Annotated in this window: 18 protein-coding genes; 7 read left to right on the top strand and 11 right to left on the bottom strand. The window is 71.3% G+C overall.

Annotated elements, in window-relative coordinates; translation table 11 throughout:
• Positions 1-8: 8 nt before the first annotated feature.
• Positions 9-320, bottom strand: a complete 312-nt coding sequence (locus tag OHA37_RS36065; RefSeq protein WP_266911800.1) for a DUF1330 domain-containing protein — start codon at positions 318-320, stop codon at positions 9-11.
• Between the two features lie 113 nt (positions 321-433).
• Here OHA37_RS36065 and OHA37_RS36060 point away from each other — a divergent pair, with 113 nt between their 5' ends.
• A complete protein-coding gene (locus OHA37_RS36060) occupies positions 434-916 on the top strand; it encodes a MarR family winged helix-turn-helix transcriptional regulator (RefSeq protein WP_266911798.1) in 483 nt (160 codons plus the stop codon).
• Between the two features lie 76 nt (positions 917-992).
• Here OHA37_RS36060 and OHA37_RS36055 read toward each other — a convergent pair whose 3' ends face one another.
• Together OHA37_RS36055 and OHA37_RS36050 are read right to left on the bottom strand one after the other, a co-directional pair.
• The gene (locus OHA37_RS36055) at positions 993-1,892 is read right to left on the bottom strand and encodes a serine hydrolase (protein WP_266911796.1); all 900 of its coding nucleotides are present in this window, start codon (positions 1,890-1,892) and stop codon (positions 993-995) included.
• A gap of 154 nt (positions 1,893-2,046) precedes the next feature.
• Entirely contained in the window at positions 2,047-2,928 is an 882-nt protein-coding gene (locus OHA37_RS36050) for an intradiol ring-cleavage dioxygenase (RefSeq protein WP_266911794.1), read from the bottom strand.
• Between the two features lie 165 nt (positions 2,929-3,093).
• On the opposite strand from OHA37_RS36050, the gene OHA37_RS36045 reads away from it, so the two are divergent.
• Entirely contained in the window at positions 3,094-3,861 is a 768-nt protein-coding gene (locus tag OHA37_RS36045; protein ID WP_266911792.1) for a hypothetical protein, read from the top strand.
• 32 nt (positions 3,862-3,893) lie between these two features.
• Here OHA37_RS36045 and OHA37_RS36040 read toward each other — a convergent pair whose 3' ends face one another.
• Genes OHA37_RS36040 through OHA37_RS36025 form a run of 4 tightly spaced genes read right to left on the bottom strand, consistent with a single transcriptional unit; the run spans position 3,894 to position 8,134 of the window.
• Entirely contained in the window at positions 3,894-4,919 is a 1,026-nt protein-coding gene (locus OHA37_RS36040; RefSeq protein WP_266911790.1) for a LacI family DNA-binding transcriptional regulator, read from the bottom strand.
• 28 nt (positions 4,920-4,947) lie between these two features.
• Positions 4,948-5,889 (bottom strand): carbohydrate ABC transporter permease, encoded by a 942-nt coding sequence (locus OHA37_RS36035; protein WP_266911788.1) that lies wholly within the window; start codon positions 5,887-5,889, stop codon positions 4,948-4,950.
• Entirely contained in the window at positions 5,886-6,818 is a 933-nt protein-coding gene (locus OHA37_RS36030; protein ID WP_266911786.1) for a carbohydrate ABC transporter permease, read from the bottom strand. The genes OHA37_RS36035 and OHA37_RS36030 overlap by 4 nt, the downstream gene beginning before the upstream one ends.
• On the bottom strand, positions 6,815-8,134 hold the full coding sequence (locus OHA37_RS36025; RefSeq protein ID WP_266913388.1) for an ABC transporter substrate-binding protein: 1,320 nt from the start codon (positions 8,132-8,134) through the stop codon (positions 6,815-6,817). The genes OHA37_RS36030 and OHA37_RS36025 overlap by 4 nt, the downstream gene beginning before the upstream one ends.
• A 226-nt stretch (positions 8,135-8,360) precedes the next feature.
• Here OHA37_RS36025 and OHA37_RS36020 point away from each other — a divergent pair, with 226 nt between their 5' ends.
• Together OHA37_RS36020 and OHA37_RS36015 are read left to right on the top strand one after the other, a co-directional pair.
• Positions 8,361-10,382 carry a beta-galactosidase gene (locus OHA37_RS36020; protein ID WP_266911784.1) on the top strand — a complete coding sequence of 674 codons (2,022 nt, stop codon included), beginning with the start codon at positions 8,361-8,363 and terminating at the stop codon, positions 10,380-10,382.
• A gap of 64 nt (positions 10,383-10,446) precedes the next feature.
• Complete coding sequence (locus tag OHA37_RS36015; protein WP_266911782.1) at positions 10,447-12,069, top strand: glycoside hydrolase family 53 protein; 1,623 nt, start codon at positions 10,447-10,449, stop codon at positions 12,067-12,069.
• 48 nt (positions 12,070-12,117) lie between these two features.
• Here the strand turns inward: OHA37_RS36015 and OHA37_RS36010 are convergent, their stop codons facing one another.
• The 3 genes from OHA37_RS36010 to OHA37_RS36000 form a co-directional block, all read right to left on the bottom strand.
• Positions 12,118-13,458, bottom strand: a complete 1,341-nt coding sequence (locus tag OHA37_RS36010) for a DUF2252 domain-containing protein (RefSeq protein WP_266911780.1) — start codon at positions 13,456-13,458, stop codon at positions 12,118-12,120.
• Positions 13,459-13,619: 161 nt separating this feature from the next.
• Complete coding sequence (locus OHA37_RS36005) at positions 13,620-14,936, bottom strand: hypothetical protein (RefSeq protein WP_266911778.1); 1,317 nt, start codon at positions 14,934-14,936, stop codon at positions 13,620-13,622.
• Positions 14,937-15,047: 111 nt separating this feature from the next.
• Entirely contained in the window at positions 15,048-15,893 is an 846-nt protein-coding gene (locus tag OHA37_RS36000; RefSeq protein WP_266911776.1) for a YhjD/YihY/BrkB family envelope integrity protein, read from the bottom strand.
• 705 nt (positions 15,894-16,598) lie between these two features.
• Here OHA37_RS36000 and OHA37_RS35995 point away from each other — a divergent pair.
• Together OHA37_RS35995 and OHA37_RS35990 are read left to right on the top strand one after the other, a co-directional pair.
• Positions 16,599-17,156 (top strand): potassium channel family protein, encoded by a 558-nt coding sequence (locus tag OHA37_RS35995; protein ID WP_266911774.1) that lies wholly within the window; start codon positions 16,599-16,601, stop codon positions 17,154-17,156.
• A complete protein-coding gene (locus tag OHA37_RS35990; RefSeq protein ID WP_266911772.1) occupies positions 17,153-18,484 on the top strand; it encodes a chloride channel protein in 1,332 nt (443 codons plus the stop codon). Before OHA37_RS35995 ends, OHA37_RS35990 begins: the two co-directional genes overlap by 4 nt.
• Before the next feature lie 28 nt (positions 18,485-18,512).
• Here the strand turns inward: OHA37_RS35990 and OHA37_RS35985 are convergent, their stop codons facing one another.
• Positions 18,513-19,850: a serine hydrolase domain-containing protein gene (locus tag OHA37_RS35985; RefSeq protein ID WP_266911770.1), complete on the bottom strand. Its 1,338-nt coding sequence runs from the start codon at positions 19,848-19,850 to the stop codon at positions 18,513-18,515.
• 348 nt (positions 19,851-20,198) lie between these two features.
• Here OHA37_RS35985 and OHA37_RS35980 point away from each other — a divergent pair, with 348 nt between their 5' ends.
• Positions 20,199-20,939: a hypothetical protein gene (locus OHA37_RS35980; RefSeq protein WP_266911768.1), complete on the top strand. Its 741-nt coding sequence runs from the start codon at positions 20,199-20,201 to the stop codon at positions 20,937-20,939.
• The last annotated feature ends 67 nt before the right edge of the window (positions 20,940-21,006 follow it).

Below are 21,006 nucleotides of genomic sequence, written 5' to 3'. Positions count from 1 at the left end.
GCAGTCGTTCAGGCTTCGAGGAGCTCGGAAGGACCGGTCTCGAAGAGGGTGGCGTTCGCCTTGGAGCCCGACTGCCGCAGGGCCTTGAGCTCCTGATACTCGGGAGCGTCGTACCAGCCGCGGGCGGCGGCCAGGTCGGGGAACTCTATGAGGACGGGGTAGGTCAGCATCGGCTCTCCCTCCACCGGGTCGATTCGGCCTCCGACGGCGAGGTAGCGGCCGCCGTGGCGCTCCACCACCGCGCGCACGCGCCCGGCGTACTCGGACAGCGCAACCGGGTCGGTGACCTCGATGTTGTCGAAGAGCGCGTACGCGGTCATGGGAATCTCCTCGCGACTGTGGCAACATCGTCCCGGTCGGGACAGTCCCGAATTTACTACCGATCGGGACAGTTCCGCAAGGAAGATTCACGGACGGCAAGGTGGTGAAAGCGATGGACGGAACAACGGACGGCTCGACCGCTGACGCGATGGACGAGCTCTTCGGCGACCCCCGCTGGGAGGCCTACGGGATGCTGCGCGAGGCGTACCTGGCCGTGACCAGGCGCATCGACGGGGAAGTCAGCCCGGGCGGCGACCTCGAAGCGTCGATCTCGGACCTGCTGTTCCGCCTCGCACGCACCCCCGGGCACTCCCTGCGCACCGTCGACATCACGCGGGCCCTCGCGACCAGCACGACGCGAACCACACGTCTGCTGGACACGGCCGAGAAGCGCGGCCTGGTGACGCGGGGGGCCCATCCGACCGACCGGCGCGTCACTCTCGTCATGCCGACCCCTGAAGGCCTCAAGGAGGCGCGCGCCCGGGGGAACCTGGCCCTGATGTCGACCCAGCGGCACATTCACGACGTGCTGACGGCCGAAGAGATCTCCGTGATGATTCCGATCCTGAGGAAGATCCGCGACGCCAACCAGTGAAAGGCGGCCGAGCGCGGCGACGTCGTCGTGGTACCGCCCGGGCGGCAGCACGCCTTCGCCGCGGCTCCGGGCGCGACTACCCGTCGGTGACGGCGGCCCGCGTCCGCTCGGCGAGGTCTTCGACCAGGGAGATGCCGGCCTTCTGCGAGGCCTGACCGTCGCAGAGGACCGCGAGCAGCAGGGTGTGGCCGTCCGCCTCCACCCGGCCGATGCTGTTGACCACCCACAGGCCGCTCTCACTGCGCGCCAGCCAGCCGTTCTTCAGGTGCACGGACCCGGATGCGTCCAGGCCCGCCGATATCCCCCAGTCCTGGTCGGGGGCGATCGAGCCCATGAGCCCGCGCAAGTACGCCCGGGCATGGGCGGAAAGCACCGAGTCCTCGCCGAACACCGCCTGGAGCAGGCGCACTTGGTCGGCGGGCGTCGTCTGCGTCAATCCCCAGTACGCGCCGTGGCCCGGCGTCGTCTCGGTGAGGCCGAGCCGCAGGTTGGCCTTCGCCAGCCCGTCCGCGCCGCCGATGGCATCCCACAATGCGTTGGCCGCCGCGTTGTCACTGTTCTCGATCATCACGGTGGCCCAGCGCTGCTCCTGGGCGGTCAGTACCCGCCCCGCGTCCGAGGCTTGCAGGAGCAACGCGGCAAGGATGTCCACCTTGACGATGCTGGCGGTGACGAAACCGTGTGCGGCGCCGACCTGGGCACTCGCACCGGTGGACGGGTCCAGCACGGCGACGGCCGCGTTCCCTTGCGCTCCCGCCAGCACCTCACGGACCGCCTCCTCGACCTTCACCTGGGCAGATGGGGTGGGTGATGCGGTCGGCACCGGGGTTGCCGCCGTGGAGGCCGCACGCGCGAGCGTGACGTCCTGCGGGTCCGAACGCGCATGGGCGAAGGTGATTCCGCCTACGAGCAGGGCCAGGGTTGCGAACGTCGCGAGCCGACTGCGGGTTCGCGAAGGTGATCTATGCAATGCCATGAAGCCGAAGCTAGGAGGGCAGCATGGGGATCACATGGGAGCCACCTCTCGATCTCCTGTGAAGCCCGGTGCCACACGGGGCCCGGCTCCATGGCGGCGCGCACCCCGGAGCCGGCCGCCCCGGCGCCGGGCCCCCGCAGGATCCGGCCCGGCCCTACGGGGCGTTGCCTCCGCCGGGCGCGCCGCTCGGCGGCTGGCCTCCGCCTCCCGGGGCTCCGCCTCCCGCGTTCTCCGCGTCGGGGTCGATGCCGAGGGTGAGGGTGCCGACGTACCCCTGGGTGGTGTCGCCGGTGACGGTCATCAGCCCGTCACTCGCTCCGCCGCCGCCGTAGACCATGTCGTCGGCGAGTTTGGTGGGGGTGCCGCTGTGCTGCGCGTACGGGGACAGCGCGTACACGGCCTCCCCGTACTTGTCGTCGAAGAAGAGCTGGCCGGTGTAATTGACCTTGCCGCCCTCGTAGGAGCCGTCCGCCGCCGCACCGCCGGTGTGCACCTTGAGGTGGATGTGCGTGACGCGTGGCGTGTACCAGCCGGGGAAGATGGTGGTGAACTCGACCACCCCGTCCTCGCCCGCGATCTGGTAGCCGCGCAGGTAGGTCTTGTCGTCGGCGCCGCTCGTGTCCTCGCTTTCGGCCGGCGCCTTGCCGCCCGGATTGGCGGTGGTCCAGCCGGAGTAGTAGCCCCAGGCATCGCAGTGCCAGATCTCCACGGCCGCCCCCGCGACGGGGGCGCACGATTCGGTGGTGTCCTGCACCGTCAGCCGCACGGTGAGCGGCACACCCTTCTTGCCCTCCCCGATGTCCTTGCGCACCAGAGCTCCATCGAGGTAGTACGGCCCCTCGGTCACGTTGGACATCAGTACGCACTGCCCCGTCCCCGAGGACACCGCGCCCGACGAGGAGGCGGAGGCCGAGGAGGAAGGAGCCGCGGTGGTCTCGCCGGAGCTCCCGCAGCCGACCAGCGCGGCTCCGGCCGCGCCGACGGCAGCACCGCCGAGCATCAGTACGCGTCGCCTGTTCATGCTGTTCTCATCCATGTCCGGCACGCTAGGCGGCCTCCCCAGGCGCGCACTGTCCCTGGCCTGTGGCACGGCTGTGGACTCACCCGGCCGCTTCCGCGAACCTGAGTACGCCTACTCATGCCGGCCCGGACCGGTCGGAGGAGCATGGGCGGTCCGGGCGTGCGGGCGGAAGGCGGGGGCATGAGCAGGTCTCTGGGGGTGGCGGCGGCCGTCGTGACGGCGGTCGCGGCACTGGTCTTCGCCTACGCGACGGGGGCGCCGACCGCGGTGGTGTTCGCCGTCGGGGCGGGCTCGCTCAGCCTCCTGTGGCTGCTGCTCCTGCTCACACTGCCCTGGAACCTGTACTTCCGCGCCCATGCGGTGCTCGCCGAGATCAAGGTGAGCCGCGAGAAAGGCATCGAGGTCTCCCCGGCCCGGGACGCCGAGGCCGCGCGCATCGCCCGCACCATGCTCCGCGCGGCCATCGCGGGCCACGTCCTGACGGCCGCGGTCGTCCTCGCGGTCACCTGGGCGACGGGCGAGTTCACGGGCTACTGGTTCGCCGCGTTCTTCCTGCTGAGCACCCTCTTCCGGCCGGCCGGTGCCTACTTCGGCCAGCTCCGGCGGCGCCTGGGCACCCTCCTGAAGGACGTCACGTACCCGCGGGACGACGTCGTCGAACTGCAGGCCCGGCTGGGCCGGGCCGAGGCCGGGACACGGGCCCTGGAAGAGAAGGCGGAGGAGCAGTACCGGGCCCTCGCCGAACTGCGCCGCACCATGGACGCGCTGGCCCTGAGCTCCTACGAGCGGACCGAGGAGACGAACCGCAGGATCACGGCCCTGGGCAGGGAGTTCGAGTCCACGGTGAACCGCCTCACCGACAACCAGGAGATCATCGCCGGCGTGAAGGCGTTCCTGCGCCTGCTGCGCTCCCCCGACGCGACCGACGACGCCCCGGCCCCCTCATAGCGTGCCGCCGGGCAGGAGCCGGAAGGGACGCCCTACGCCGATTCTCGGTGGACCAGCTCCGTGGGCAGGATGACCGCGGCCGGCTCCTCCCCCGCGATGCGGGCGAGGAGCATCCGCACCATCTCGGAGCTGATCCGGTCCCAGGGCTGGCGGACCGTCGTCAGCGAGGGGCGGGAGGAGAGCGCCGCCGGGGAGTCGTCGAAACCTCCCACCGCGATGTCCTCGGGGACCCGGCGGCCCGCCCGGGCCAGGGTGTCGAGGACGCCCTGGGCCATGAGGTCCGAGGCCACGAAGACGGCGTCGAGGTCCGGGGCGCGGTCCAGGAGCAGGCGCGCCGCCTCCTCGCCGCTCGCGCGGCTGTAGTCGCCGGTGACGATCAGGGCCTCGTCGACGGGCAGGCCGTACTCGGACAGGGTCTCCCGGTAGCCCGCGAGGCGTTCGACGCCGCCGGGGGTGTCGAGCGGGCCGGTGACGGTGGCGATCCGGCGCCTGCCCGACTCGTACAGGTGGCGCACCATGTCGCGGGCGCCGTCCCGGTCGTCGGCGGCGACGTAGCCGATCTTGGCGGTCTGGCCGAGCGGTCTGCCGCAGGCGACGACCGGGACGCCCGCCTGGTGCAGCCGGGCCACGACCGGGTCGCCGTAGTGGCTGGAGATCAGGAGGACTCCGTCCACGTGACCGGCTTCGATGTACCGCAGGTTGCGCCGGCGTTCGTCCTCGGTGCCCGCGATCATCAGCAGCAGGGGCACGTCCTGGGCGGCGAGCGCCTGGCTGCAGGCCCGCAGCAGCACGTTGAAGTTCGGGTCCTCGAAGAACCGCTCCTGCGGCTCGGTCAGCAGGAAGGCCACCGAGCCCGACTTGCCGGTGATCAGCGAGCGGGCGTGCCGGTTGACGACGTAGCCCGTCTTGCGGATCGCGGCGTCGACGGCCGCTTTCGCGGTGGGGCTGACGTAGTGCCCGCCGTTGAGGACACGCGAGACGGTACCGCGCGATACGCCCGCCTCGGCCGCCACGTCGTGGATCGTCGCCGGGCGACGCCTGCTCGCTGCTGTGCTCATGCTGTGTTTTCCCTCCATCCCCTGTGCTTCAGGACTTTACGGCGCCGGAGAGCAGGTCGAGGCTCCAGAACCGTTGAATGACCAGGAAGAGGGCGACGAGCGGGACGATCGCGAGGAGGGCACCGGTGATCACCAGGGTGTAGAGGGCGGGCTGGCCCGCGCCCTGCTTCAGCAGGGTGAACAGGCCGACGGTCACGGGGAACTTCTCGTCGTCGCCGAGCATGATGAACGGAAGCAGGAAGTTGTTCCAGATGGCCACGAACTGGAAGAGGAAGATCGTCACCAGCCCCGGGGACATCATCGGGACCGCGATCCTCAGGAAGATGCGCCACTCGCCCGCGCCGTCCATCCGGCCCGCTTCGACGAGCTCCATGGGCAGGGCCGCCTCGGCGTAGATCCGGCCGAGGTAGACGCCGTACGGGGAGAGGATCAGCGGCAGCAGGACGGAGAGGTACGTGTCCGTCAGGTCGGCCTGCGCCATCAGCAAATACTGCGGGATGGCGAGGATCACCGGGGGCATCAGGACGCCGGTCAGGATCGTGTTGAAGAAGGCCTCGCGGCCGCGGAAGCGGTAGACGGCCAGGGCGTAGCCGGCGAACGCCGAGACCACCGTGGACAGGACGGCGCCCAGGCCCGCGTAGAAGACCGAGTTGGCCATCCACCGCCAGTAGAGCCCGTCGCGGTAGGCGGCCAGGCCGGCGAGGTTGTCGCCGAGGGCGTCGCCGGGCAGGAACGTGAAGGTCGAGAAGAGGTCCGCGCCCGATTTCGTGGAGGCGACCAGGACCCAGGCGACGGGCAGCAGGCAGTACAGCGCGCCCAGCACCAGGGCGGCGGTCGGCAGCAGCGCGGTGCGGCGCGGGCGCGGCGGTCCCTGGGAGGTGCCGGGGGTGGTGCCGGGGGTGGTGCCGGCGGCACGGCCCGCGGTGGTGGCGGCCTTGCGCGGCGGCGCCGGGGTGGCGAGCCCGCTCATCGGGTTGCTCCTTGCTTCGTGCGGCGGTTGGAGACCCTGAGGAGGGCGAAGGACAGCAGGAAGGTCGCCAGGGCCAGGACCACGGCGGTGGCCGAGGCGGCGTGGATGTTCCCGCCGACGAAGGCGTCGTTGTAGACCTTCATCAGGGGGCTCCAGGTGGTGGGGATGCCGTTGGTGAGCGGCCGCAGCGTGGTCGGCTCGTTGAAGACCTGGAGGGTGGCGATGACCGAGAAGAAGAAGGTCAGCACCAGCGAGGGCGCCACCATCGGGATCTTGATGCGCAGCGCGATCTGCAGCTGCGAGCAGCCGTCGAGCCTGGCCGCCTCGAACACCTCCGGGGGAAGGGAGCGCAGCGAGGTGTAGATCACGATCATGTTGAAGCCGGTGCCGCCCCAGACCGCGATGTTGGACATGGCCAGGTAGAGCGGTCCGCCGTCCATGAGGTCCGGCTGCGGCAGCCCGAGGGCTTCCAGCAGGTACGAGAAGGGGCTCACGTCCGGCAGGTAGAGGAACCCCCACAGGAGGGCCGCGATGACCCCGGGGACCGCGTACGGCAGGAAGATCGCCAGGCGCGAGACGGAGCGGGCCCGGACCCGCTCGGAGTCCAGCAGAAGGGCGAACAGCAGGGCCAGGCCCAGCATGACGGGGACGACGATCGCTCCGTAGCCGAGGATCCTCAGGGCGCTGTGGCCGAGTTCGGAGTCGGTGAGGGCGGCGGTGTAGTTCGACAGGCCGGCCCAGACCTCGTCCTTGGCTCCCTTGCCGAGGCCGAGGCCCTTGACCTCGATCCGGTGGAAGCTGAGCCATATCGCGTAGCCGATGGGCAGTGCGAAGAAGAGCACGAAGAGGACGGCTGCCGGGAGGAGGAAGCCGTACGGGGCCGCCTTGGCCCCGTACGACCGGCGCACGCCCGTGGGGGCCTGTGTCACTGGGCGACCTCGAAGCCCTGCTTCTTCAGGTCCGCGATGGTGGCGCCCTGCATGGCGGTGAGGGCGGCGCCGAAGCCCGACTTGGCCTTGGCTGCCTTGCCGAACTCGTCCTTGAAGGCCGTGTAGGCCACGTTCACGTTGGGGCCCCAGGCGGCGGGGGCGGTGGTCTTCGCGATCTCGGCGGCCTTCGTGTAGAAGTCGGGCTGGTCGGCGAAGAAGTCCGGGGCCTTGGCGAGCGCCCCGCCGGTCTGGGCGGCGGTGGCGGCCGGGTAGATGCCGCTCTCCTTGACCAGCGCGGCCAGCGCCTGCGGGTCCGTGTTCAGCCAGGTCGCGAACTTGGCCGCGGCGGCCTTGTGCTTCGAGTCGGTGGTGACGGCCGTGGTGGATCCGCCCCAGCTGCCGGTCGCGGGCTTCGAGGCGTCCCACTGGGGCAGCGGGGCCATGCCCCACTTGCCCTTGGTCTCGGGGGCGGCGGTGGTCAGGACGCCCGGGGCCCATACGGCGCTGACCCAGCCGATCTGCTCGCCGGTGTTCAACGCCTTGTTCCATGCGGGGGTGTACATCGGCTGGTTGTCTATCGCCCCGTCCTGCACCAGGCCGCCCCAGAAGTCGGCGACCTTCCTGGTGGCCGCGTCGTCGATGCCCACCTTCCATTTCTGCCCCTCGGTGGTCCACCACCCGGCTCCCGCCTGCTGGGCCAGACCGGCGAACAGGCCGGGGTCGTTGGAGGAGAAGGTGGTCAGCGCCTTGTCGGGGGCCTTGGCCTTGAGCGCCTTGGCCGTGGCGGCGAACTCCTCCCAAGTGGTGGGCACGGTCAGGCCGTACTGCTGGAACAGGTCGGTCCGGTAGAAGAACATCAGCGGCCCGGAGTCCTGGGGAACCGCGTACACGGCGTCGCTGCCGAGCGTGGTCTGCTGCCAGAGGCCGGGGGCGAAGGCCTCCTTGGCGCCGGCGACCTCCTTGGAGATGTCCGCGAGGGCGTCGTTGCTGACGAGGGTCGGCAGGGCCTGGTACTCGGCCTGGACGAGGTCGGGGGCCTGGTGCGCCTTGGCCGCGGTGATGATCTTGGTGACCAGGTCGTCCCCGGAGGCCTGCTTCTGGACCGTGACCTTGATGTTCGGGTTCTTCTGGTTCCAGAGCTCGGCCACCTTGTCCAAGTTGGGCGCCCAGGCCCAGTAAGTGAGCGCGACGGGGCCCGAATCGGCCGCGGCGCCGCCCTTGTCCGCGGGGTCGGAGGATGCGCAGGCGGTGAGTGCGGTGGCGCCGAGGAGGACGGCGATCGCGGCGGCGAGGCCGCGGTACGTCGCGTGGGGCATGCGGTACGTCGCGTGGGGCATGGGGCACTTCTCCCTGACCTAAAGGGCCTCACCCTCAGGCGGGGAGACCAATCATGCGTCTGTGAGCGTTCACAGTAGGGAAACACTCCGGACACTTGTCAATGGTTGTTCCCCTACGGTTATCTTGCGTTGACATGGAGCGAGCCATTGTGTGAACGTTCCCAGTTCTGTGAGACTTTCAAGCCCCGACACCCAGGAGACACCCATGCCGCAGACCACTTCGAAGGGCCTGCACCGGCTCGCGTTCGGCGGGGACTACAACCCCGAACAGTGGCCGGAGAGCGTGTGGCAGGAGGACGTCCGGCTGATGCGCGAGGCCGGCGTCACCCTGGTGAGCGTCGGGATCTTCTCCTGGGCCCTGCTGGAACCCGCCCCCGGCCGGTACGACTTCGGCTGGCTCGACCGGCTCCTCGACCTGCTGCACGAGCACGGCATCCGGGTCGACCTGGCCACACCCACCGTGGCGCCGCCCGCCTGGTTCTACCGCGCCCACCCCGAGGCGCTGCCGGTCAGCCGCGAGGGCGTGCGGTACTCCTTCGGCTCGCGCGGGGCGATCTGCCACAGCTCCCCCGCCTACCGCGAGGCCGCCGCCCGCATCACCACCGAGCTCGCCCGCCGCTACGGCGACCACCCCGCGCTCGCGCTCTGGCACGTGCACAACGAGTACGGCGTCCCCGTCAGCGCCTGCTACTGCCGCGGCTGCGCCGCCCACTTCCGCCACTGGCTCCGCACCGCGCACGGATCCCTCGACGCGGTCAACGAAGCCTGGGGCACCGCGTTCTGGGGCCAGCGCTACACCGCGTACGAGCAGATCGACCCGCCGCGCGCCACACCCACCGTCGGCAACCCGGCGCAGCAGCTCGACTACCGCCGCTTCACCGACGCCACCCTGCGCGAGAACTTCGTGGCCGAACGGGACATCCTGCACCGGCTCGCGCCGGGCATCCCCGTCACCACCAACTTCATGACCGCGCTCAGCCAGTGCGACTCGATCGACTACTGGGCCTGGGGCCGCGAGGTCGACCTCGTCACCAACGACCACTACCTGATCACCGACGGCCGGCGCACCCACGTCAACCTCGCCATGGCCGCCGACCTCACCCGATCCGTCGCGGGCGGCGCCCCCTGGCTGCTCCTCGAACACTCCACCAGCGGCGTCAACTGGCAGCCCCGCAACCCCGCCAAGCGCCCCGGCGAGATGGCCCGCAACTCACTCGCCCACGTCGCCCGCGGCTCCGAGGGCGCCATGTTCTTCCAGTGGCGCCAATCCCGGCGCGGCGCCGAGAAGTTCCACTCCGCGATGCTCCCGCACGGAGGCACCGACACCCGGATCTGGCGCGAGGTGGTCCGCCTCGGCACCGACCTCGGCAAGCTCGCCGAAGTCCGCGACACCCGGACGGTTGCGGACGTCGCGGTGCTGTGGGACTGGCACTCCTGGTGGGCGCAGAGCCTGGAATGGCGCCCGAGCGGGGCCCACGAGGCGAGCGAGCGCGCCGACGCCTTCTACGAGTCGCTGTACGACCGGCACCTGACGGTCGACTTCGCCCACCCGGAGGCCGACCTGTCCGCCTACCCGCTGGTGGTCGTTCCCGCGCTCTACCTCGCCACCGAGGCCGCCGGACGGAACCTGCGCGCGTACGTCGAGAACGGCGGCACCCTCGTCGTCTCCTACTTCTCCGGAATCGTCGACGAGCACGACGCCGTGCACCCCGGGCCCTACCCCGGCGCCCTGCGCGACGTGCTCGGTCTGACCGTCGAGGAATGGTCGCCGCTGCTCGACGGCGAGGCCGTACGGATCGACGGGCCGGGCGGCGCCTCGCTCAGCGCCGACGTGTGGACCGAGTTCGTCGTGCCCCGCGGGGCCGAGACCGTATGGACGTACGCCGACGGACCGGCCTGCGGCGGGCCCGCGGTCACCCGGCACCGGCTGGGCCGGGGCACCGCCTGGTACGTCTCCACCCGGCTTGACGCGGCCTCGCTGGGCACGATCACCGCCGCCGCCTGCGAGGACGCCGGGATCGGCGCGCACGACGCGCTCCCCCGTGACGTGGAGGTCGTGCGCCGCAGCGGGGAAGGCGGCCGGTACCTCTTCGCCCTCAACCACTCCGACCAGGAGGCCGAGGTGCCGCTGGAGAGCTCCGGCACCGAGCTCCTCGGTGCCGGGCCGGTGAGCGGGAAGCTCACCGTCCCGGCCGGTGCGGTCCGCGTCGTGCGACTGGACGCCTGACCGCACCCACGAATCCCCGCGGGGCTCCCGCCCCGCGGCAGCCGCCGTCGAAGGGACATCGACGATGCACACCGTACGAAGCACGCCCCCGCGGAACCTGCTGAGAGAGCGGTACGCACCGAGAGGGACCTGGCTGCGGGCCGCCGCCGTCACCGCGCTCGCCACCCTGCTCCTGACCCCGCTGCCCGCCCAGACCGCGCGGGCGGCGACCACTCTGGCCAACACCGGCTTCGAGGCCGACGGCACGGGCACCGCCACGCCGGCCGGCTGGACCGCGTCCTCGACGACCGGCCAGAGCGCCGCCTCGTTCACCGAGTCCGGCGGCCGCAGCGGCGGATACCGGCTCACCCACTGGTCCTCCTCCGCGTACAAGGTGGAGACCCGCCAGTCCCTGTCCGGCCTCGGCGCGGGCAGCTACACGCTGACTGCCTGGGTCCGCTCCAGTGGCGGCCAGAGCTCCGCCTATCTCGCCCTGCGCGACTGCGGCTCCGCCGAGCAACGCACCGACCTGCCGCCGACCTCCGGCGGTGCCTGGATACGCCTCGTGACCTCGGTGAAGGTGACCGGTGGCGGAGGGTGCACGGTCAGCATCAACTCCAATGCCAATGCGGGCAATTGGCTCAACGTCGACGACCTGGCGTTCACCGCCGGTTCGACCGGGCTCGCGGTCAAGGGGGTCGACGTCTCCTCGCTGGAGAAGAGCGAGGACCTGGGCGGTGTCTACCGGACGAGCGGAGGCACCGCCGGCGACGCCCTGACGATCCTGAAGTCCGCCGGCGCCAACTACGGCCGGCTCAAGGTGTGGGTGAACCCGGCCGACGGCTACAACGACAAGGCCCACGTCCTGGCGGCGGCCAGGCGGATCAAGGCCCAGGGCATGAAGCTCCTCGTCGACTTCCACTACTCCGACATCTGGGCCGACCCCGGCGCCCAGACCAAGCCGGCCGCCTGGTCCGGGCACTCGTACGCCCAGCTCACGACGGACGTCTACCAGCACACGTACGACGTGCTGAACGCCCTGAAGGCGCAGGGCACCACCGCCGACCTGGTGCAGATCGGCAACGAGACCAACACCAGCATGCTCTGGCCCGAGGGGTCGACGGACAACTGGCAGCAGCTCGCGGGGCTGCTGAAGTCGGGCGCCTCGGCCGCCAAGGCGGTTTCCTCCTCCACCCAGGTGGCGCTGCACCTCGCGCACGGCGGCGACAACTCCCTGTACCGCTGGTGGTTCGACAACGCCGCCGCGCAGGGCGTGAGTTATGACGTGATCGCCTTGTCCTTCTACGGGTACTGGCACGGCGCGCTGTCCTCGCTGCAGGCCAACCTGGATGACATCTCTTCCCGTTACGGCAAGAAGGTGCTGGTCGTCGAGACCGCCTACCCCTTCCGGCTCGACAGCGAGGACTCCCACGAGAACATCATCGACACCACGGCCGAGCTCGTCACCGGCTACCCGGCGAGCACGACCGGGCAGTCCGCCTGGCTCCGGGACGTGATGAACATCGTCGAGGCGGTACCGAACGCCCGCGGCCTCGGTGTCGTCTACTGGGAGCCGGCCTGGACCGCCGTCGCCGGCAACGGATGGGACCCGGCCGATCCCGGATCCGGCAACGGCTGGGAGAACCAGGCCCTGTTCGACTACGACAGCAAGCTGCTGCCGGCGGCGAACTGGTTCTCCCACCGCTGATCGGCTCCCGAGCGGCGGACGATCACCGGTCCGCGGCCGCGCCCCCGCTCAGATGCCGCGGGTGGCGGTGACGGCGCCGTCCGCGATGGCGGCGGTGAGCGCGGCGTGGTCGCGGACGGTGCGGTCGGCGTACTGGAGTGCGAAGGAGGCGACAGCGCGGTCGAAGGTGTCGGCCTTGCCGAGGTAGCCGGCGATGGCGATGCGGTCTCCGGAGCGCGCGTGGGCGCGGGCCAGGGCCGTGCCGCACAGCCCGGCGTACCGGCGGAGCATGCCGGGGGTCATGGTCTCCACGGCGGCCGACCCCTTCATGTCGCGCAGCTGCCGGCCGTAGAAGTGGCGCCCGGCCGGTCCGCTCATCCAGCCGAGGAAGATGTCCGAGGCGGACTGCAGGAGTCGCTGCCCCGCGACCACGCGGTGGCCGTGGTGGCCATGGCTGTCGGCGGGAAGATGGTCTTCCAGGACAGAGCGTCCGGCCTCCTTGATCTGCAGGAACAGCGGGTCCTGCTCGTCGCGGCCGTTCAGCAGGACGATGAAGCAGCGGGTGCCGACGCTCCCGACGCCGACGGCCTTCCGTGCCGCGTCGACCACCTGATAGCGGTCGAGGAGCAGGCGTCGCTGCTCGGGGAGCGTGCTGCGGTACTCGCTGAAAACCTTGCCGACGGCCCGCATCCCGGCTTCTTCGAGGGGTTCGAGCAGTGGCGGGTCGTGGATGATGCGGCGGCGGCCGTCCCGGATCTCGGTCAGTTTGGCGAGGGCCTGCAGGCTGGTGCGCCGACGGGCGCGCGCGAAGCTCGCCTCGACCCGGCTTCGCAGCTTGGCCTCGCGGATCAGCGGGAGCACCTGCGCCGTGTCGGACCGCTCGTACCAGACGGCCAGTTCACCCTGCTCGGCCAGCCGCCGCATGGCCAGGCGGTACGCCTGCGCGGCGGCGAGGGCCGTCCGCCACGCGCGGTCGTCGCCGTGGCCCTTGTCTCGGGCGGCCACGGCCGTGCTGGCGGCGAGCCGCTTGACGTCCCATTCGAAGGGGCCGGGCAGGGTCTCGTCGAAATCGTTGAGGTCGAACAGCAGCGCCCGCTCCGGCGAGGCGAAGAGGCCGAAGTTCAGGAGGTGCGCGTCGCCGCAGAGCTGGACGTTCAAGCCGGTGTTCGGCTGGGCGGCCAGGTCTGCGGCCATCACGGCGGCCGCGCCGCGCAGGAACGCGAACGGGGAGGCCGCCATCCGCCCGTAGCGGATCGGCAGCAGGCGGGCGACCCGGTCGGCGGCCTGCCGCTCCAGCACACCGATGGGATCGGGCCGGTCCGTCGCCTCGGTCCATTGCCCGAGCGAGGCCCGCCCGACCTGCTTGCGGGCATCGCGCCCACGTCGCGCCCTCTCGGCCGGACCAGTCATGCTCCACTCCCTTTCTCGCCGTCCTCGCACTCACCGCACTCACCGCACTCACCCCACTCACCGCACTCACCGCACTCACCGCACTCATCGCGATGTTCTTCACCCGGCGGATCCCGACGACCCGGTCACGCTCCACGGGAACCGGCGGATGACCGCCCTGCCTACGGGGAGGGTGCGGGTGGCCTGCTGCCGTCCCCCGGCCCGTCCGGCCTCGGGCCCACCCGACCGCCGGCCGCCAGCAGGGCCAGTACGGCGAGCAGTGCGAGCAGGATGAGGGCCAGGAGCAGGACCGTGAGCACCGTGGGGTGGTTCCACAGGGCGAACACGAGGGCGAGGAGCAGCAGCACTCCGACGGTGAGCGGGCGCCGGTGGGCCTGCACCCACGTGCCGACCCGGCCGGTGTGCACTCCGTGGGCGGCTCCCCAGCCCGCCGCGGAGTCGGCCGCGCGCTCCGCCGTACCGCGCACACCGCGGGGCAGCCGGCCGGCACCGGACAGGTAGGCGCCGAGGGCCACCACGACCCCGAGGACCATCGCGGTGCGCAGGCTGACCCTCAGGAACCGTACGAGCGTGTCGAAGATCGCCGCCGCGGCCGCGGGCGACTGGACCTGCTCCGGGAGGTGGTCGAGGTAGTAGCGGCGGGCGACGGCGAGCCCGATGGCGAGGATCAGGCAAGCGGCGGCCGCGCACAGCATGGTGGTCACCAGCGCCCTGCGTCGGCGCCGTGCGAGCAGCACCCCGATGGCGCCGAGGACCACCGTGAGGACAGGAAGCCAGTTGCCGAGGACGTCGAGGAGGCGGACCGCGCCTCTGATCTTCGCCAGCTCGTCGGACTGGAAGAGCACCATCTGCTTGTCGACCTCGGGGATCTTCGCGGCCGGGGCGAGCCCCGCCTTCACGAGGTCCTGCTTGACCTTCTCCACGGCATCCCCGATGTCGAGCGTGACGGTGCCGCCCTCGACCTCCAGCGCGCCACGGCCCTCACCGGTCAGCGCCCGCACCACGGCGGAGTGCGCGGCCCGGTTGGCGGTGGTCCAGAGCTTCTCGAAGCGGTCGCTCTCCACGAACCGGGTCGCCACCTTGGAGACGGCCGCGTCGGCGGCGGAGTCCAGCTGCGGGCCCAGCGCCTTGACCGCCGTGCCGACGCGGGCCGGCAGCCCCTGGGCCTGGAGCCAGGCCGCCAGGTCGGAGGTGACCTGGGCCCCGTCGACCCGTACGCCGGCCGCCTCGGTGATGCGGTGCGCGGCGGCCGCTTCGATCGCCGGGTCGGAGGCGAGCGGGGTGACCGTGGACACGTACCGGTCGGTGTCCAGCACGATGTCGTGCACCCAGACCGTGAGGAGCGAGACCGGTACGAAGATGCACGTCAGCGTGATCAGTACGGCCGAAAGCGTACGCGTCAGGATCCGCCGGGCACCCCCTCCGCCCTTCCCGGCCGGTGCGGGCGGCACATCTGACGGATCGGGCGGCACACCCATGGCGCTCCCTGGGGGACGGGCAAAAGACCGGGTCCCGGCCATTGGACACGTAGCACGGCGGGTCCGCGCGTTCAGTTGCGCCCACCGAGGAGGATCGGCAGCCGTTCTCCGTCACCTCGCCGGGGAGCTCGCGGGCGTACGGAGCCAGCGCGTCGGCAGGGGCTCGCGGGCCACCACGTACCCGATGGCGATGGCGGCCGTGGCGACGATGAAGTAGACGATCAGCCAGGACAGCAGGACGAAGACCGGACCGAGGTTTCCGAACTGCCGCAGGCCGCGCTCCACGGCGTGGGGCAGGTAGATCCTCGACCACCAGGAGAGCAACTGCACCCCGGACGCGACGAACAGCGCACCGGGCAGCAGTGGCAACCACGGAATCCGGCCCGCGAGCAGCAGGTGCTGGGTCCACCACCACAGCAGCGTGTTGCCCGCCAGCGCGAGGAAGAACCCCCCGACCAGACCCGCGCCGAAGGCGTCCTGCAACGCCCCCTGGAACAGCACCACGCCCAGGCAGACGGTGAGCCAGGCCAGCCACCGCCAGGCGGCGAGCCGGGCCTTGGCCTTGGGCAGGTGCCAGGACCGCTCGCACGTCATCTGCATGGCCCGGCTCCACGCGGTCGCCGACAGCAGCGTCACCGCCATTCCCACCCCGCTCACCGAGACCGTGCCGCCGGTGGCGGAGTACACCTCCCGCACCTGGTCCACCCCGGCGCCCTGGAGCCCCAGGGTCGTACGGAGGGAGGAGGCCACCTGCTCCCCTAGCCAGTCGGGGGCGAGGGAGCCGATGACGACGAGCGCGGGCAGCGCACCGAGAAATGCCTGTGCGGCCAGCCTGGTCGCACAGTCCAGGACGTTGACGGCGGCGAGCTGTTCGAGGATCCGGCTCAGGAACGGCGCGTGCCTGCGCATCCAACCGGGCATGGTGAGCCGGCGCGGCCTGCCCTCTGGTTCAGACACGGTGGACTCCTCACGAGGAACGGTTCGCGACGGCTGCGACCACCCTTCCACGAGAGATGCCGAAATGGCCCATATCCGGCATATGACGGGGAGTGGCACCCATCCGCTCACATCTTTTGCATCCGACCGCGTGGAGAGCGACGGTGAGCGTATGAGCGCCGCCTCCCTGACACCTGACGAACGGTCGATCCGGCACGGGGTGTGCGGCGGACATGCTGCTTGACCTGTTCTTCATCGGGCTCCTCCTCACAGGTGGCGAACCGCCCCGCCCCGGTCGCCGCCCTCCGATGCCGCGCACGCGGCAAAACTGGCGATCGGCATCGGTCTCGTCCTCTACAGCGCGCACCGGCGCCGCGGCCGCCCTCATGCCCCAGCTGCCGCCGCTGCCCCCGCCGCCCCGGCACCTTCCCGGTCCGGTTCCTCCGGTGGCGGCTCGCTCGCGTCCCGGATGGACCAGGCCACCGCATGGTCGGCGGCCTGGCTCGCCGTGCTCCTGCAGCCCTGGGGCATGGTCGGTGCCGGAGCGGCCACCGTCGTCGAGGCCGACCTCTCCCACAGCGGCTCGTATCTGGCCCTAGGTGAGAGGTGCGGGAGACGCAGGAGATGCAGGAGATGCAGGCCGCCGCGACGGATGCTGGAATGACTGCAGAGCCCTGCCCGCCCGGGGATGTGCGGGAAGATCCCGGTCCGCTGCGAGGAGTGGTCATGAGCGACGACGGGAGTGGCGGGCTCCCACCGCGACGACGCCGCCGCAGGCTGCTGGCGGGTTGCCTGCTCCGCTCGGCCGCGTCGGTCGTCCTGCTGACCGCCCTGTTCTATTTGGCCCCCCTGGAGCGTGGGTTCGGTGTCCTCACCGTCGCGCTCCTGGTACTCGGCCTCGCGCTGTTCGGCGGTCTGGTCGCCTGGCAGGTCGCCGCCATCACCCATGCGGAGTACCCCCGGCTGCGCGCCATCGAGGCACTGGCCACCGCAGTGCCGCTGTTCCTGCTCCTCTTCGCCGCGTCGTACTTCCTGCTCGCCAAGGAGGTGCCGCAGTCGTTCTCTGAGCCCCTGAGCCGGACCGACGCGCTGTACTTCACGGTGACGGTGTTCGCGACCGTGGGCTTCGGGGACATCGCCCCCACCACCCAGGCCGGCCGCGCCCTGACCACCGCGCAGATGATCGCCGACCTGATCGTCGTGGGAGTGATCGCCAAAGTCCTCTTCGGCGCCGTCAGGATCGGGATGCGAAGGTCATCGAGGGGAAGGGAAGAGAACCCGTGACGCAGCCGCGCCCTCGACCCGACCCGTCCGTCGCCGGGACGCAGCCCAAGGAGGCGGACGTCCTGCGGGACATCCTCCGCAGCCCCGGCTACCTCAAGGCGCTCGCCCTGTGCGCCCTCGTCGGCATCCCGGTGTCCCTCGCCGCCTTCTGGTTCCTCGTCATGCTGCACGAACTGGAGCACGCGCTGTGGGCGGACCTCCCCCAGGCGATGGGCTGGGACACCCCGCCCTGGTGGTGGCCGCTCCCCCTGCTGCTCGTCGCCGGAACCGCGGTCGGCCTCGTCGTCACGCACCTGCCCGGAGGTGGCGGCCACGTCCCGGCGTCCGGACTGCACACGGGAGGCGCCTCGCCGGCCACCCTGGCCGGAGTGCTGCTCGCCGCGGTGGCGAGCCTGCCCTTCGGCGCGGTTCTGGGGCCGGAGGCCCCGCTGATCGCACTCGGCGGCGGCCTGGCCCTGATGTTCCGCGATCTCGCACGGGCACCGGCGACCCCGCAGAGCACCGTGCTCCTGGGCGCGGCCGGAGCCGCTGCGGCCATCTCCGCGATCTTCGGCAACCCGCTGATCGCCGCGGTGCTGCTGATCGAGGTGGCGGGCGTGGGCGGGCCACAGCTGTTCGCCGTCATGCTCCCGGCTCTGCTGTCCAGCGGGGCCGGGGCCCTGGTCTTCACCGGTCTCGGACGATGGACAGGACTGACGACGGGGAATCTCTCCCTGAAGCTTTCCGTGCCGTTCCCGCGCCTGGACGTGGCGGACGTGCTCTGGGCGGTGCTCATCGCCGTGGCCCTCGGCGCCGTACTGCACCGGCTGCTGGCCGGGGCCCGGGCGATCGCCGGGTACATCGCGGCACGGCCCCTCGTACGGACCGTCCTGTGCGCCTTCGGCGCAGCGGCCTGCGCCGCCCTCTACGCACTGATCACCGGGCGCTCACCCGGCGACGTCGCCTTGTCGGGCCAGGCCGGACTCGCCCAGCTGGCCGCGGACCCGCACGCCTGGGGCGTCGGCGCACTGCTCGCCGTCCTGCTGTTCAAGGGCGCCGCCTACCTGCTCTGCCTCGGCAGCCTGCGAGGCGGCCCCGTGTTCCCCGCGCTCTTCCTCGGAGCGGCGGCGGGCGTCCTGCTCGCACCCCTGCCGGGCCTGGGGGTCGTACCCGCGATGGCGGCCGGCATGGCGGCGGCCTCGGCCACCACGCTGCGGCTGCCGGTGAGCAGCGTGGTGCTGGTGATCCTGCTGCTGGGCAGCTCGGCGATGATGCCCATCGTGATCCTGGCGGCCGTGGTCGCCTTCATCGTCACCGAGCTGCTGCCTCCCGGGCCCGGCGTGGCGTAGCGGACGCCGGGAGAGCGTCAGGCGCCTGTCAGGTGGTGCAGAATTCGGCCGCCAGCATGCCGTTCAGGCTGTACAGCTCCCAGAGCGGCCAGTCTCCGTTCATGTTGAGCACGAGGGCGTGGGAGCCGTCCGCCGTGGAGTAGAGGTAGCTCAGCGAGCCGAATCCGCCGCCGTTGTGCCCGTACAGGACGACCGTGGAACCGTTCTCGCAGGTGATCGTGCGGCGGGTGAGCCCGAGTCCGTAGTCGGCCTGGACGGCCTTCCAGGGGCGGCTCGCGTACCAGTAGCCGGGAGTGGCCTTGTCGCCCGAACTGACCGTGCTGATCGCCGGGTTGACGATGCACTCGGGCCAGGCGCGGGCCGGGTCGCAGGGCACGCCGGGGAGTTGGGAGCCGGGGGTTCCGGCTCCGGTGGGGTTCAGGTCGGTCATCATCTGCGCGAGCTGTTCCGGGGGCAGGAGCCGGCCGGTGAGCAGGGCGCGGATGAAGGTCATCAGGTCACCGCTGGTGGACACGACTGCTCCGGCCGCACCGCCGATGGACGGGTTCCAGTCGGCGGCCGGACGGGAGAAGTGGCCGAACAACCCGCGCGGTCGCAGGTAGTTCGTGAAGAACTGGTCGTGCGGCGTCGGCAGGGTGGACGCGGATCCGGGGAGCACGGTGCGGGTGAGGCCGAGCGGCTGGATGACCCGGCGGGTGACCTCGTCGGCCCACGGATGTCCGGTCACCCGCTCGATGACCATGCCGAGCAGGACGTAGTTGGTGTTGCTGTAGTGCATCCCGGAGCCCGGCGCGAACTGCGGTCCGTGGGAGGCCCCTTCGTCGACCAGCTGCTGGGCGGGGTAGTCGGGCAGGTTGGGGAAGCTGCTGCCGGCGCTCGCCAGCACCCCCAGGTCGCCGAGGTAGTCGAAGACGCCGCTGGAGTGCTGGAGGAGGTTGCGTACGGTGATGGGCGGGCTGCCGGGCGGCGGGTTGAAGCACTGCCCGGTGCTCGGGTTGCAGCCCGCGACGAGGTTGGTCTTCAAGACCGGTCCCAGCAGGCCGAAGACGTCGTCGTCGAGGCTGACCCTGCCCTCGGCGACGAGCTGGAGCACGGTCGTCGCGGTGAAGGTCTTGGTGATCGAGGCGGCCCGGAAGGGACTGTCCGGGTTTCGTACGGGCGTTCCCGCGTCCGTGGCTCCCGTACCGGTCCAGGAGACTCCGTCCTTGTAGGTGCGGGCGATCACCCCGGGGATGCCGTCGCCGCCGACGGCGGTCCCCGCCTCCGCGCGCATGGCGGAGAGCAGGGGTTCGTGGCTGTCGTGTGCGGCGGCCGGCGTGGACGGCAGGCCCATGGCCACGACCAGGACGGTCGCGGCGGCCACCACGAGGCGGCCCCGTGTGGTGCGTGTGACGCGTGTGGTGTGTTTGGCGCGTGTTCTGCGTATGCCTCTCATCGCTCTCCCCCGTGTCGATGCTGCCGGGCGGTGCCGCCCGGCTGCGGCGAAGCTACGCAGGGCCGGCCGACAAGGGAAGGGCCGCGGGCCGGACCTGGTCAGAGCCTGCCGGCCACCCTCCCGTCGGACGCGGCGGGCGCGGTCCGGCCGGCCCGTGCCGGCGGCCGCCCGGACTGCGCCCGCCGCGGTGCGGACCTACGCTGATCAGGTGACGGCCGCGCCGGAGGCCACGGCACTGGCGAATGCCCTCCGGAGGCGGCCAGAGGGAGGTGAGGCCGGATGTCCGTACCCCGGGCAGCCGCGGCCCGCTGCGCGGCCGCCGGAGCCGTCTGCTCGTTGATCCTCGTGGGCGCGGGACCTGCCGCGGCCGATGACAACGACATCGCCGACAAGAGCCCCCAGGCCATCGCGGACGCGTCTCGTGAGGCCATGTCCGGCGTCACGTCCATGCGCATGGTGGCCAAGGTGACCGACAAGTCGGGCACCACCGATCTGGACCTCCGGTTCGACGAGCGGGGCAACTGCGTCGGCAGCGTCAAGCCTCCCGGCAGTTCGGGCAGGGCCGACATCATCAAACGCGGCGACGACGTGTGGATGAGGCTCGACGATGCCCTTCTGCGGTCCCAGATACCGGGCTTCGCGGCCGATGACGCGATCGCGCTCGTCAACGGCCGCTATCTGCACGGCACTACGGACAGTTCCCTGTTGCGGGGCTTCGCCGAAGTGTGCGATCTGGACTTCTTCAAGAAGGAGTTCTCCTCGAAGCCGGCACACGAACAGCTGGCCAAGGGATCGCGGACCGACGTCGACGGCCGTCCGGCCATCACGGTCACGAGCCGCCGCGACGACGAGACGGGCACGTACCAGGTCTCCACCGAGGACAAGCCGTACCTCCTGCGGATCCAGGGCACCGAAGCGCCCGACAAGCGGGTCGAGGCATCCTTCTCCGCCTTCGACGAGCCCGTACCGGCCGAGCCCCCCGCCCCCGCCGACTCGGTCGACGTGTCCCGACTCCAGTGACCGCGCCGTCGCTGCCCCTACCGGCCGCCCCGGTCGCGCAGGGGCCGGGCCGATCGGGTGAGGTGTG

It is taken from the genome of Streptomyces sp. NBC_00335 (genome assembly GCF_036127095.1).
Lineage (GTDB): Bacteria > Actinomycetota > Actinomycetes > Streptomycetales > Streptomycetaceae > Streptomyces.
Note: the sequence above shows the minus strand (reverse complement) of the source record. Positions and strands in the feature narration are given on the sequence as shown.